Origin of the sequence: Kocuria sp. ChxB (assembly GCF_044359605.1) — a bacterium.
GTDB lineage: Bacteria > Actinomycetota > Actinomycetes > Actinomycetales > Micrococcaceae > Kocuria > Kocuria rhizophila.
In genome coordinates, this window is the sequence record NZ_CP121123.1 from 855,710 (window position 1) to 868,610 (window position 12,901).

The 12,901-nt window shown below is 70.1% G+C and carries 15 protein-coding genes; 7 read left to right on the forward strand and 8 right to left on the reverse strand.

Features of this window, described 5'->3' with window-relative positions; translation table 11 throughout:
* The first annotated feature begins 163 nt into the window (after positions 1–163).
* The gene (locus P8S73_RS03680; protein ID WP_052239318.1) at positions 164–535 is read left to right on the forward strand and encodes an LppP/LprE family lipoprotein; all 372 of its coding nucleotides are present in this window, start codon (positions 164–166) and stop codon (positions 533–535) included.
* A 456-nt stretch (positions 536–991) separates the two neighbouring features.
* Here P8S73_RS03680 and P8S73_RS03685 read toward each other — a convergent pair whose 3' ends face one another.
* Together P8S73_RS03685 and P8S73_RS03690 are read right to left on the reverse strand one after the other, a co-directional pair.
* Entirely contained in the window at positions 992–1,744 is a 753-nt protein-coding gene (locus tag P8S73_RS03685) for a glycosyltransferase family 2 protein (protein ID WP_070636776.1), read from the reverse strand.
* Entirely contained in the window at positions 1,745–2,524 is a 780-nt protein-coding gene (locus tag P8S73_RS03690; RefSeq protein WP_052239317.1) for a glycosyltransferase family 2 protein, read from the reverse strand. It abuts the gene before it with no gap.
* Between the two features lie 177 nt (positions 2,525–2,701).
* On the opposite strand from P8S73_RS03690, the gene P8S73_RS03695 reads away from it, so the two are divergent.
* A complete protein-coding gene (locus P8S73_RS03695) occupies positions 2,702–3,031 on the forward strand; it encodes a hypothetical protein (RefSeq protein WP_019309534.1) in 330 nt (109 codons plus the stop codon).
* Between the two features lie 3 nt (positions 3,032–3,034).
* The gene (locus P8S73_RS03700; RefSeq protein WP_396350518.1) at positions 3,035–3,847 is read left to right on the forward strand and encodes a nitroreductase family protein; all 813 of its coding nucleotides are present in this window, start codon (positions 3,035–3,037) and stop codon (positions 3,845–3,847) included.
* A 20-nt stretch (positions 3,848–3,867) separates the two neighbouring features.
* Here the strand turns inward: P8S73_RS03700 and P8S73_RS03705 are convergent, their stop codons facing one another.
* Positions 3,868–4,614 (reverse strand): class I SAM-dependent methyltransferase, encoded by a 747-nt coding sequence (locus P8S73_RS03705; RefSeq protein ID WP_259906291.1) that lies wholly within the window; start codon positions 4,612–4,614, stop codon positions 3,868–3,870.
* A complete protein-coding gene (locus P8S73_RS03710) occupies positions 4,614–5,834 on the reverse strand; it encodes a type III polyketide synthase (protein WP_039101699.1) in 1,221 nt (406 codons plus the stop codon). The genes P8S73_RS03705 and P8S73_RS03710 overlap by 1 nt, the downstream gene beginning before the upstream one ends.
* A 46-nt stretch (positions 5,835–5,880) precedes the next feature.
* Here P8S73_RS03710 and P8S73_RS03715 point away from each other — a divergent pair, with 46 nt between their 5' ends.
* The gene (locus P8S73_RS03715) at positions 5,881–6,705 is read left to right on the forward strand and encodes a DUF429 domain-containing protein (protein WP_348614348.1); all 825 of its coding nucleotides are present in this window, start codon (positions 5,881–5,883) and stop codon (positions 6,703–6,705) included.
* 118 nt (positions 6,706–6,823) lie between these two features.
* Here the strand turns inward: P8S73_RS03715 and P8S73_RS03720 are convergent, their stop codons facing one another.
* Together P8S73_RS03720 and P8S73_RS03725 are read right to left on the reverse strand one after the other, a co-directional pair.
* The gene (locus P8S73_RS03720; protein ID WP_019309538.1) at positions 6,824–7,189 is read right to left on the reverse strand and encodes a PH domain-containing protein; all 366 of its coding nucleotides are present in this window, start codon (positions 7,187–7,189) and stop codon (positions 6,824–6,826) included.
* 226 nt (positions 7,190–7,415) lie between these two features.
* Positions 7,416–7,901 carry a pyridoxamine 5'-phosphate oxidase family protein gene (locus P8S73_RS03725; RefSeq protein ID WP_249494025.1) on the reverse strand — a complete coding sequence of 162 codons (486 nt, stop codon included), beginning with the start codon at positions 7,899–7,901 and terminating at the stop codon, positions 7,416–7,418.
* A 379-nt stretch (positions 7,902–8,280) separates the two neighbouring features.
* Here P8S73_RS03725 and P8S73_RS03730 point away from each other — a divergent pair, with 379 nt between their 5' ends.
* Together P8S73_RS03730 and P8S73_RS03735 are read left to right on the forward strand one after the other, a co-directional pair.
* On the forward strand, positions 8,281–8,916 hold the full coding sequence (locus P8S73_RS03730) for an endonuclease (RefSeq protein ID WP_019309541.1): 636 nt from the start codon (positions 8,281–8,283) through the stop codon (positions 8,914–8,916).
* A gap of 183 nt (positions 8,917–9,099) precedes the next feature.
* Complete coding sequence (locus P8S73_RS03735) at positions 9,100–10,206, forward strand: glycerophosphodiester phosphodiesterase family protein (protein WP_249494026.1); 1,107 nt, start codon at positions 9,100–9,102, stop codon at positions 10,204–10,206.
* A 121-nt stretch (positions 10,207–10,327) separates the two neighbouring features.
* Here the strand turns inward: P8S73_RS03735 and P8S73_RS03740 are convergent, their stop codons facing one another.
* Entirely contained in the window at positions 10,328–10,927 is a 600-nt protein-coding gene (locus P8S73_RS03740; protein WP_191550989.1) for a TetR/AcrR family transcriptional regulator, read from the reverse strand.
* Between the two features lie 67 nt (positions 10,928–10,994).
* Here P8S73_RS03740 and P8S73_RS03745 point away from each other — a divergent pair, with 67 nt between their 5' ends.
* Positions 10,995–11,663 carry a GAP family protein gene (locus P8S73_RS03745; RefSeq protein WP_191550988.1) on the forward strand — a complete coding sequence of 223 codons (669 nt, stop codon included), beginning with the start codon at positions 10,995–10,997 and terminating at the stop codon, positions 11,661–11,663.
* 108 nt (positions 11,664–11,771) lie between these two features.
* Here the strand turns inward: P8S73_RS03745 and adhP are convergent, their stop codons facing one another.
* Positions 11,772–12,791 carry an alcohol dehydrogenase AdhP gene (gene adhP / locus P8S73_RS03750; RefSeq protein ID WP_144802310.1) on the reverse strand — a complete coding sequence of 340 codons (1,020 nt, stop codon included), beginning with the start codon at positions 12,789–12,791 and terminating at the stop codon, positions 11,772–11,774.
* Positions 12,792–12,901: the final 110 nt, after the last annotated feature.

Below are 12,901 nucleotides of genomic sequence, written 5' to 3' on the forward strand. Positions count from 1 at the left end.
GTCGCCAGCACCCGAGGAGTCGTCGGAACCAGCCGGGCAGCCGACCCCGGAGCGCACCACGGAATCCGCGCCAGAGCCGACCAAGGAGTCTGGCGCGAAGAGCGCCTCGGCAAGCGCTCCGGCCGGTCAGGAAACGTGCGGTGCGAGCGGCGCCGAGGCCGCCGTGAGCGCGCATCTGGCGGATGTGCCGGGCGTCGCCGATCCCTCGTCCTGGACCGTTGAGGACAGCGATGGCTACGATCCGTGCGCAGATCTCTCCTGGATCACCCTGATCGGCGGCGGAACGGGCTCGTCCCCGCGGCAGCAGATGCTCTTCCACCAGGGCGACTACCTGGGCACCACCACGTCCAAGCCCATCGGCTTCCACCCCGCCACTCAGCGGCTCACCGACTCCTCCATCCAGGTCACCTACACGTACGTGGAGGGGGACGAGAGCAACGCAGAGGCCCGCGGCCGAGCCGTCTCCACCTACACCTGGAACCCGGACACCGAGTCCATCGACCACGCCGGCGAGTGGCCCCCGGGCATCGGCTGACGCCCGGTGACGGGCCACCGTCCAGAAGTGTGATCCAACCGTGATCTCGACTGGAACCGCCGCCTGACGTGCGGCGACACAGATCCCGCCCCGTGGCGGACAGACGAAGACCCCCCGGTCTTGGCGTTTGCTATTGCACATCCAGCGCCGAACTCCCAGTGCGGAATTCGAGCCGAAGGTGGCACGCGTGGACGACGCCAACCTCAGGGTCACCTACCGGTACCCGCTCGAGGGAGACGCCAGCGCGGCGCCCCGGGGCCAGGCTGTCTCAGAGTTCTACTACGACGAGGAATCCGGCACCGTGGTGCACACCGGCGAGTTCCGCCGCAGTAACTCCAAGAAGGCGCGTGCCAGTCACGCACCCGGGCCCCCTGGGGCGACGGGCGAGCCGCTCTCACGCGTGCAGGGCCGCCCACCCCACCGGTGGGCGGCCCTGCACACGTGTGGAGGGGAAGTTCACCCTCCCGGGCGGGTGCGGGTTCGCCAACGGGCTGCGGCTTCTTTCACGCGCCCTCGCGCCACCCTCAGGGCCACCAGAGCGTCCACGGGGCGGTGCCACCACCGGGAGCCATACATGTCCCGCACGTACTCCTGTGCGCGTGAGCTCTCTTCACCCAGCATCTGCTGGAACTGCCCCTCAGAGCTGGTCACACTCACCTCGCTGCGCACTCGGGGTCCCATGAGCGCCCAGTTGGGCCACGGCTGGTGGAAGAAGAGCCAGTCGTCCCCGCCCCACACCTTGAGGTCCTCGGGGATGGGCACGTAGTTCTCCCTGCGCAGGCACATGAACATGCCGAAGCTGTTGCCGATTAGGTTGCTCCCGGCCACCCGCAGCCTGGGGCGCGTGGCGTGCTCGCGGTTGAGGAAGGTCCCCTCCAGGGCCAGGATCCCCCGGCGCGGCTTCACCACGAATTCGGCGGCGACGTCGAGGACCACGGGGTCGAACAGGACGTCGTCGTTGATGATCGCCAGGAACTCCGCCCGCGCCTCCCGCGCCCCCAGGTTCCACGCTGGGTTCACGTAGATGTTCCGCTCCTGCTGCAGCACCCGCACGTTCTCGTACCTGAAGTCCAACGGGTCCGGGTGGTTGTTGACCACGATCACCTCACGGACCGTGGGGTGCGTGGCACACAACGCCACCAACTCGTGCAGCTCTCGCGAACGCTGCAGGGTGGGAATGATCACGGAGAAGATCTGTGCGGGGGCCACTCATCCCACCTCAGTGCCGGGTGCCTGCTCCCCGCCGGCCGGATCCAGGTGTCGAACTCGACCACCACGACCCGCAAGACGATGTCGCAGCCTGCGGATGGCCAGCACCCACTCCTCAGGGCGGTGCCACCACCGCCATCCCACCTCGTCACGCAGATAGCGCTCACAGATCCGCCCGTCGTGCTCCAGGAACGGCGAAAAGGTCGCGTCGGACGATGTGGTCCCCACCTCGGAGCGGATCCACGGGCCCATGATCACCTTGTTCGGCCAGCGCTGACTCATGTAGAGGACGTCGTCCCCGCCCCAGATCTTCATCTCCTCCGGGATCGGCACGTAGTTGCTCTTGGGCATGCACATGAACATGCCAAATCCCGAGCAGATCAGATGGTGCGAGGCGAGGCGGATCTTGGGCGGGAGGGACTCGGCCCGGTTCATGTGCAGTGGATCGATGCCCACGAGGCCGGTGAACGGCGCTGTCACGGCTCGAGCCGCAAGGTCCAGGAGCGCCGGGTCGAACAAGACATCGTCGTTGATGATCGCCAGATACTCCGCCCGCGCTTCCCGCACCCCCAGGTTCCAGGCCGGGTTCACGTAGATGTTCCGTTCCTGCTGCAGCACGCGCACATTCTCCCGGCCGAAGTCCAGCGGGTCCGGGTGGTTGTTGACCACGATCACCTCGAGGACCGTGGGATGCACGGCGCACAGCTCCACCAACTCGGGCAGCTCTCGCGAACGCTGCAGGGTGGGAATGATCACGGAGAAGATCTGTGCGGGGGCCACGCCCCGATCGTAGTGCTTGCTTCCCGCAACCCCGAGGCTCGTAGCGCCGTGAGGCGCGCCGCGACCGCTCCCACACGGTGGCCCCAAGTCCCCGGGCTCCGGGTCACTGCGTCCCCGGGCGGCGCCGTGACCTGTGACACGATGGCCAGAAGGAGCACGCCGTCGTGAAGGAGAGCCATGGACCCGGTGAGAACGCTCGTCACGGCCGCGGCGGCGTCGTACACGGCGAACTGCGCCCTGGGCGGCTCGGTGGCCCTCGGCCTGCTCGACACCTCGAACGTGCGCTGGGTCCACCACGGCCTGTACATCGCCACCTCGTCGCTCACTGCGGCCGCGTGCGCCGCCGGGCTGAGGGCGCGTTCGACGACGCCGCTCGCGCTGGCCCCTGCCCTGGCTCCCCTGTTCCTGCTGCAGCGCCACGGCGCCCGTCCGCTGCGGCGACACACCCGGGACGCCATCGCGGCGGCCCCCTGCTACGTGGCCGGTCTCGTGCTGGCCTGGAGGTGAATCGTGGAATTCCTGGATGTCGTGTTCAACCGGCGGACCACCAACGGTCCGTTCCGACCAGACCCGGTGAGCCCCGGGCACCAGCAGCTGCTGATCCGTGCGGCCGCCGCCGCACCGTCCCAGTTCAACAGCCAGCCGTGGCGGTTCGTGCTGATCGAGGACCGGGACACCATTGAGACGGTCGCCCGCATCAGTGGCGAGAGCATGACCGAGGTGATGGGCGCGGGCACGTTCTTCGACCGGTACAAGAAGTACTTCCGGTTCAGCCAGAAGGAGATGGACACCCTGCGCAGCGGCATGCTCTTCGACAAGCTGCCCGCCCTGCTGCGCCCGTTCACCTCCCGGGCGTTCACACCGTCCGGGCAGGCCCTCATGAACAGGCTGCGCGTCCCGCAGACCCTGGGTGAGGAGAACCGCAAGCTCGTGGCGGGCTCACCCCTGCTGATCGGGGTGATGCTCGAACGCGGCGAGTACCGCCCGGAGGAGCTCTCGGGGTTCTACTCCGTGTTCAGCATGGGCGCGGCCATGGAGAACCTGTGGCTGACCACGGTGGAGCTGGGCATGGGCATCCAGTTCGTGTCCTTCCCCATGGAGGCCCCGCACCAGTGGCAGCGGATCGTGGACATGCTGCACGTCCCGGACGACCTGGAGCTCATGGCCGTGTACCGGCTGGGCTACGTGCCCGAGCGCACGCACCGCCCCGCGATCGACTGGTCCAGCCGCGAGCGCAAGCGCCCCTCCCAGTTCGTGTTCCGTGAGACCTGCGACACCCCGCAGCAGGGCTGGGACCAGGACGTCCGGCCCGGCTCCGCCTGAGTCCTGCCCGGTGGCACCGGCTACGCGCGGCCCCGGCCCGTCCGGGGCGGCATCGTCTCCGGTGCGCGGTGCACCGCGAGCAGCCGGAAGAATCGCTGCCCCACGGCCTGCCAGCCAGGGGGTAGAGCCGTGGCCAGCTCGGCGGGAGTGTGGCTGCGCCGGATCGAGAGCAGCCCGTCGAAGCGCACGAAGGTGCGGGCGCGGGCCAGGGGCAGCGTGGCCACCCAGTAGATGAGCCACGCCGTACGGCTGCGGCGCAGGTCGTTGTGCACCGCCACCCCGCGGGCCAGTGCCTCGGAGTCGGAGAGCACCCCGGCCAGTTCCCCGGGGGTGAGGTGATGCAGCATGTGGTTGGAGATCACCGCGTCGTAGCTCTCCCCCGCCTCCACCAGCGCGCCACTGGCCACCGTGCGGTAGGTGATCCCGGCCCCGCGGTCGTGGGCCGCGGCCCACCGGGTGGCCCGCTCATCGGGGTCGATGCCCGTGACCCGCACGTCGAGTCCGTCCCGATGAGCCCAGCGCGCAACGGCCCGGGCGACGTCCCCGCCCCCGCACCCCACGTCCAGCACCGTGGCCGGGCGCCCCTGTCGCGCGGCCGCCCGCAGAGCGGGTCGCAGGTGCCGGCGGTACACCGGCCGCCAGGACGCTACGAGCGGATTGATCACCCCGAACAACCGGTAGGTGTTGTCCAGGGCCACGGGATCGCACGCGGGGTCGTCCATGAGCTCGGGCTCGCCCACGGACCGGCGGCGCAGGAGGAGATCCATCAGCGCTGCGCGGCGGGGAGCAACCGGAGCAGGGCGGACTCGATGCTCAGGCCCGGCCCGAACGCCATGGCCGCCACGTGCCCGGACATTCCGGTGTGCAGCAGGCGGGCCAGGACGAAGAGGATGGTCACACTGCTCATGTTCCCCGCATCGCGGAGCACCGCACGCGAGGGCGCCATCTGCTCGGCGCTCAGCCCCAGCCGGGACTCCACCTTGTCCAGGATGCTGCGCCCGCCCGGGTGAACGGCCCACTGCGGGATGTCCTCCACAGCGAGACCCGTGCGCCGGAGCAGGGGCGCGAGGGCGTCCGTCACGTGGTCGTCGATGATGCGGGGCACGTAGGTCCCCAGGATCATCTCGAAGCCCTCGTCCCCCACGCTCCACGCGAGCTCGTCCTCGCCCACGGGCGCCAGGGTGGTCTCGAAGTCCACGAGCTCGAGTGCGGCGCCGGGGACGGCGACGTCGCGCGCGGTCACCACAGCAGCGGCCGCGCCGTCCGCGAACAGGGCGTTGCCCATCACGGTGTCGGGATCGTTGCGCACGTGCAGGTGCAGGGTGCACAGTTCCACGCACACCACGAGCACCACGGCGTCCGGGTCCGCGCGGCACGCGGTCGCCGCCGTCTGCAGCGCGGGGAAGGCCGCGTTGCACCCCATGAATCCCAGGTGCACACGTTTGACGTCCGCGGGCAGCCCCAGGTCCTTGGCCACACGCACGTCCGGGCCCGGCGCGAAGAACCCGGTGCAGGACACCGTGACCACGTGGGTCACGTCCGCCGCGGTGATCCCGGGGCCGACGCCGCTCAGCGCCGCCCTGCCCGCGGCCACGAACAGCTCCCGGGCGTTCCGCGTGTAGATCTGGTTCCTGGCGTGGGTGCCGGGTGAGAGCAGGTGACCGGTGACGGGATCCACGAACGGCGACGCCGCGGCGTCGTCACCCGGGGGTTCCCCGTGCGGCGTCCGCGGGGGCGTCAACTGCCCCCGCTCCCGGTCGTCCTCCGGGCCAGCGGTGGGAGCGTGCGACGCGCGGGCGGTGGCCTCCGCCAGCTCGGGGAGCACGGTGTGGCGCGTGGCCACCCCGGCGCCGTCGAACGCGGAGCGTACGAGCCGCGAGCCCAGGCGCGTCATACCCGGCTGCCCCGCGAACAGCCGGGTGACGTCCTCCTGCCGGATGACGGTCTCGGGGACCACGGTCTCGATCGACAGCATGCGAACAGTCATGCACCATGGTAGGCACCGCTCAGGCCCTGCGGCCTAGGGTGGCCCCATGACTGGTGAGCCCGTGTCCCCCTCCCACGCTTCCGCTCAGCGCGTCGGGCCCGATGCGCAGACGCGGACGTGCCGCCGATACGCAGGAGTGGACCTCGCGGCGGACCCCGCGCGCACGGGCATCGCCGTGATCCGGGAGGAACCCGGCCGGGTGGTGGTGGAACGGGTGGACCTCGGTGCGACGGATGACGACGTGCTGGCCGTGGTCCGCGACGCGCACCGAGCAGGGATCGACGTTCCCTTCGGCTGGCCCTCACCGTTCGTGGACTACATCTGTGCCCAGGCCGCCGGGCAGGTGACCGCTCCGCCCTCGACCGATTCGGCGTGGCGCCGCAGCATGGCCCAGCGCACCACGGATCTCCACGTGCGCTCTCGCACAGGCCTGATCCCCCTGAGCGTCTCCACGGACCGGATTGCGTATCCCGCGCTGCGCTGGGCCGCTCTGGAGAGCCGCCTTCTCGATGCCGGACTCGACGTCCCCCGGGACGGTTCGGGGCGCGCGTGCGAGGTGTACCCGGCGGCCGCGCTGGCCCGTTGGGGACTCCCGCACCGTGGCTACAAGGGGAGCAAGAACGCGATCCACCGTCACGACCTGGTAACGCGCCTGGTGAAGCACCTGCCGTGGTTCGAGTGGTCGGGGCACGAGTCGATGTGCCGGGCGGACGACAACGTGCTGGACGCCGTCGTCGCCGCCCTGGTGGCACGAGAGGTGGATCTCGGCAGTTGCGAGCCCTCGCCACCTGAGCTGGCGTCCGTCGTCGCCCGCGAAGGGTGGGTGTGGCTGCCGACGGACACACCAACGCCGCCACGTGACCGCCCCTGATCACCGGGACGCATCAGCACCCCCCGGCGCGCGAGCCGGACAACGCAGTGTGCCCCGCGCATCTGCACGGGGCACACGGTGAACTGGTCACCCGCCGAGGTCGACGGGCCCCACGTGCTCAGCCGAGGACGGAGTGGGCGATGAGCTGGTCCAGTGCAACGACGTCGATGCCGCGGCCCACGTTGATCTTCATGACGCCGGCGCGCGTCCAGAGCTGGATCTCCGCGTTGAAGTCCAGGGTCCCGGCGTTCTCCGTGGACCACATGCTGATGCTGGAGTAGGGAATGGACACCGTCTCGATCTTCTTGCCGCGCAGCCCCTGGGCGTCCCGCACGATCAGACGGCGGTTGGTGAACGTGGCGGTGTCCCGCACGGTCTTGAAGGAGGCCACGGGGACCTCACCGGCCACCAGGAACGGGGCCATCTCGGCGGGGAACTCCACGTGGGAGAGGAAGGTCCACACACTGTTCGGGGTCGTCTCCATGATGATCGGGCTCCTCTTCTCGGCCCGTTCGGGGCCGGTCACTGGTGCGGTCGGGGTGAGCGGGTCCTGTGGCTCGCCCTCATGGGAATCGTCCCACGGGAGCCGCCACGGCACCTGGTGGCCAGCTGGATGCCACCTGGTGGTGCGGCGAACCGTGGAACGGCAACGGGCCGCGCCCGCACGGTGCGAGCACGGCCCGGTCAGGTCCGCAACGACGTCGCTGCGATCAGAGATCCACGACCTCGTTCTCACCGTCCACGGTGTTGCCGGTGACCTTGGCCTTGATCAGGTTGGCCACCTGGGTGACCTTGCTGCCACCCGGAGTGTCCCAGTACTCGGCGGTGTCCGCGTCAATCTCGATGAGCACGTTGTTGGGGTTCTCGGGGCCGCCCTCCAGCCAGGAACCGGTGAAGGAGCTCCACAGCTCACGCAGCTTGTCCGTGTCGTTGACGATGCGCGCCGTGCCGCTCAGCGACACCCAGGCACCGTTGCCCGAGTAGGCCACGTTCACGTTCGGGTTCTTCTGGATGTCCATGCCCTGGTCGGAGGCGCGCTCCGCGATGAAGCGCACTGTGCCGTCGAAGTCGACCTCCTGCGTGGCCATGGGCTTGGAGACCAGGCGGCCGTCCTCGTCCACGTGGGTGAGCATGGCGACGCGCGTGCCCTTGATGATGTCGCGGACCTTCTGGATGTTCTCGTTGCTCTCTGCCATGGCACTGCCTTCCGTCGTGACCGATCAGTTGGACCGCCGCCCGCAGGGTGCTCGATTGCTCGCACAGAACGGGGCGGCGTTGGTCATCAGTCTATTGATCAGTGACCTTCCCCACGAGGAGTTGGCCGCCAGCGGAATCCTTTCCCTCCTGCTCGCCATCCTCCGCCGCATCACGACGCCGATCGGCCGCCTTTCCGCCGCCCGCTCAGCCCACGGCGTCCCACGGCACGTGCTCACGGGCCGCTCGACCTCCCGGGCTCAGCGGTTCTAGGCTGGACGAACGGCCTGCCGACCAGTGACGCCGACCCCCGCGAGCCGCGCGGCGTCGTCGTCCTCCGGGGGCCGGAACCCGCCGAGCCGCACCGAGAGGACCGCCGCCGTGGCCCGAACCCCTGCGCAGACCGTGGACGCGCTGCTGGAGCGGCACGGCCGCACATACGCGCAGGAGGCGGGGATCGAGCTGCGGGACGCTCCCGCTCCTCTCTACCAGTTGCTCGTGCTGGCCAATCTGCTCTCCGCCCGGATCGGGGCACCCGCGGCGGTGGCCTCTGCCCGCGCGCTGTTCGACGCCGGGTTCCGCACCCCCGAGGCGATGCGAAACTCCTCCTGGCGCCAGCGGGTGGCCGCCCTGGGCCGTGGCGGGTACAAGCGCTACGACGAGCGCACCTCCACCATGCTGGGCAACGGCGCGGACCTGATCCTGGACACCTGGGGCGGTGACCTGCGAGCGCTGCGGGACGCCTCCGACGACGCCTCGGGGATTCTCCGCCGGCTGCAGGATTTCCCCGGCATCGGGCCCACCGGCGCGTCCATCTTCGCGCGTGAAGCACAGGGCGTGTGGCCGATGCTGGCTCCGCACGTCGACAAGAAGGCGCTCGCCGGTGCCCGCCGCGTCGGCCTGCCGGAGGACGCCGCCGCGCTGGCGGACCTCGTGGACCCCGAGCAGCTGCCCGTCCTGGCCTCCGCACTGGTGCGAGTGGCCCTGGACCGCACGAAGGGCGACCCGTTGGGATAGGCCACGGTCTGCTCGCACGCCCCTCTGCAGATCCCTCCGAAAGGCCACCGCACCGTGTCCTGCTCCTCACCCCACACCGCTCCGGCACCCGCGTGCCCTGACCGCCGTCCCCACCGCGCGGAAGCCTGCCCTGCCGCCCCGTTGACCGTCCCGGATCCCACCGTGCCCCGCCCGGCCCAGCCCATGCACACTCCCCTGCTGGTCGGCCACCGCGGCGCGGCCGGCACCGCCCCCGAGAACACCGTGTGCGCATTCCGGCAGGCCCGTTCTTCCCGCGCGGACTTCTTCGAACTGGACGTCCAGCTCTCCGCGGACGGAGTGCCGTTCGCGTTCCACGACGACACCCCCGCCCGCACGACCGACGCGGCCAGGGTCTTCCCCGGCCGCGAGCGCGACCCGATCACCTCCTTCACGTGGGCGGAGCTGCAGCGGCTCGAGGTGGGCTCGCACTTCTCCACCGCGTTCCACGGCGAGCGGATCCCGCACCTGGACGACGCCGCCGCGGTCGCCGGTGACCGGATCGGGGTGTTCATCGAGGTCAAGTCGCCCCAGAACTCGCCGGGCATCGAGCAGGTCCTCGCCGACTCGCTGCAGCGCAGGCCCGAGTGGCAGTCGCTGGTGCGGAACGGCCGGGTGGAGGTCCTGGGCTACGACGCCGCCTCCAACCGGACGTTCGCGGCGCTGGTCCCGGAGATCCCCCTGCAGCAGCTGGCGGACGTGGTGCCCGCGGCCGCGGAGCTGGGCGAGATTGCCGGCTACGCGCACGCGGTGGGCACCGAGTACCGACCGCTGGACGCCGCGGCCGTGCAACGGGTCAGGGCCGCGGGCCTCAGCGTGGGCGTGTACACCGTGGACTCTCCGGACGCCTACGACCGGATGGTGGCACTCGGGGTGGACCGGATCACTGGGGACTTCCCCGTGCAGCTGGCCCGCCACGTGCAGGGGTCCGAACCGTTCCCCGACAACGAGGGTCTGCGCGTGGTGGGCGCGACCGGCCAGGACCCGGAGCCGCGTTCGTGCACCCGCGGGCACGTGGTCCTCCACAACACCTCGCCGCACCCGGTGGACGCCTCCGGCTACAGCATCCGGGCTTCCCGGGGCCACAGCATGACCGTGGGTAGGGGGTGCGTCCTGGCGCCGGGCCAGCAGCTGCACCTCCACACGGAACCCGCTGTAGACGGCGCGGACACCTCCGATCAGCAGCCGGACGCAGATCTGCCGGACCACGTGGGCGACTCCGTGGCCCTGTGGTCACCCCGGGGCGCCCTGCAGGACACGTTCGCGCGCTGAGCCCTGGCCCGTCCTCCCCGGGATGGCGCCCAGGCGCGGGCGGTCTCGCCCGGGCCGCCCCCGGGAACGGTTCGACCCCGGTGGCATTGCTCGGCCTGACTCCGCCCGCGTCCGACCCGCCTCAGTCCGAGAGGAGCAGCGAGAGCCCACGATCCAGAGCGTCCTCGACGCCGCGACGCACGGGATCCGGCGCGTTGAGGCAGTCCAGCGTCAGCCCGTTCACCAGGGCTGTGACCAGAGGCGCGGCGGTCTCCGGGCTCAGTCCGTCGCGGAGCACGCCGTCCTCCTGCGCGCGGGTCAGTGCCTGGCGCACCAGCGTCTGGAAGGTGCGCATCTCGTCCCAGTACAGCTCGGCCAGCCAGTCCCGCGTGGAGGCCGCGGCGCCAAAACTGACCCAGACGGCCGCATCCTCATCGCGCACCCCCTCCCCCGGCAGCAGCTCGCGCAGGGTGCGCGTGAGTGACGCGCGGTGACCCGACTGACCGCGAGCAGCCATGACGCGCTGCGTCTGCCGCTCCACGGAACGCTCCAGGGCCGCGACCAGGAGGTCCTTACGTGTTCTGTAGTGGTACTGCACGGTCCCCGCGGACAGCCCGGACTCCTGTGCCACGCTGCGCACACTCACCACGTCGAATCCACGGTGGGCGATGACTGTGATCGCCGCCTCCGCAATGCGCTGGCGACTCGGTGCACCGTCACCCGACATCTGCTGCTCCGGCATCTTCCCACCACCTCTCGTACAAGTGTATGGTCAGGGCAGTTCATACGATCGTACGAGAGGGTCGCACATGGGTGATCTCCTGGCTCTGACCGGACTGGCCCTGCTGGACAGCATGAGCCTGGGAACGCTGGTAATCCCCATCGTCTTGGTGCTCTCCCGACGGCGCGTCGACGTGGTGCCCCTGGTGATCTACTTCGCCACCGTGGTGCTGATCTACTTCGCGCTCGGCTTGGCCATCACACTGGGTTTCGATCTGGTCTCCGACGTGGCCGGCAGAGTCTGGGACAGCGAACCCGCCCAGTGGTTCAAGCTGATTGCGGGCGTGGGCCTGCTCGCGTTCGGAATCCTGGCACCCGATCCGACCACGCGGGAGACACCCCGCCAGGCCCCGCGTTCCCTGAACCCCGGAGCGATGATCGCCCTGGGCGGCGGAGCCGCGCTCACGGAAGCGGCCACGATGGTGCCGTACCTCGCCGCGAACGGGATCATTACGGCAATGCCCATCGGCTGGCCCACACGTCTTGCCCTGCTCGCGGGGTACTGCCTGGTGATGGTGCTGCCCGCCGTGATCCTGCTCATCGGCGCCCGTGTCCTGGGCGACCGGATCTGGCCCCGCCTGGAGAAACTCGTCCCCGTCCTCGAGCGGGAAGCAAAGATCACGCTCCTGTGGGTTGCCGGTCTCGTGGGGTTCTGGATGGCGGCCACGGGATTCGCGGAACTCGATCTCGCAGGGTAGACGGCGACGACGCCGCCCTGGGGAACTGCTCCCCCGGGGCGGCGTCGTCGTGGCGCGCGCGGTGTGGTGGCTTCCTTCCCGGTGGACAGGGCCGCGGCACCGCCCGGATCAGTACTCGATCACCACGCGGCCGTCGATCTTGCCGTGCTGCATCTCGTCGAAGATCGCGTTGATGTCCTCGAGCGGTCGCTTGCTGAACGTGGGGTGGATCTTGCCGGCGGCATAGAACTCCAGGGCCTCGATCATGTCCTGACGGGTGCCCACGATCGACCCGCGGATGGTGAGCCCCTTGAGGACGATGTCGAAGATCGGAGCGGGGAAGTCCCCCGGGGGCAGACCGTTGAACACGATCGTGCCGCCGCGGCGGGTCATGCCGATGGCCTGGCCGAAGGCCTGGGGGTGCACCGCCGTGACGAGCACACCGTGGCTGCCCCCGATCCTCTCCTGGATGACGTCTGCGGGGTCCTCGGCGAACGCGTTGACCGTGATTTCCGCGCCGTGCTTGGTGGCGAGTGCCAGCTTGTCGTCGGAGACGTCCACGGCCACCACGCGCATGCCCATGGCCACCGCGTACTGCACGGCGAGGTGCCCGAGTCCGCCGATGCCGGAGATCACCACCCACTGTCCCGGCTTGACCTCGGTCTGCTTGAGTCCCTTGTACACGGTCACCCCCGCGCACAGCACAGGCGCGATCTCGTAGGGGTCCGCCCCCTCCGGGATGACGGCGGCGTAGCGGGCGTCCACCAGCATGTACTCCCCGAAGGAGCCGTCGATGCCGTAGCCGCCGTTGACCTGCTGCTCGCACAGCGTCTCCCAGCCGGTGCGGCAGTGGTCGCAGTTGCCGCACGCGGACCACAGCCACGCGTTGCCGACCATCTGCCCGACCTCGAGCTCGGTGACCTCCGGGCCGAGCTTCTCCACAACGCCCACGCCCTCGTGGCCGGGGATCAGGGGCAGCTTGGGCTTGACGGGCCAGTCACCTCCCGCGGCGTGCAGATCCGTGTGGCACACCCCGGAAGCAATGAGCTTCACGAGGGCCTGGTGGGGTCCGGGTTCGGGGATCGCGTGCTCGCCGACGACCAGATCCTCACCGAAGGCCTCGACCTCTGCTGCGTTCATGCGTGCCATGACAAACTCCTCCTTGAGTTCTCCCTGCACTGTCCGCGGTGCAGCTCCGGCACACTTCGGCGATCCCCGAAACGGCCGTCCTCGCGCCGCACCTCCAGTTTATTCAACGC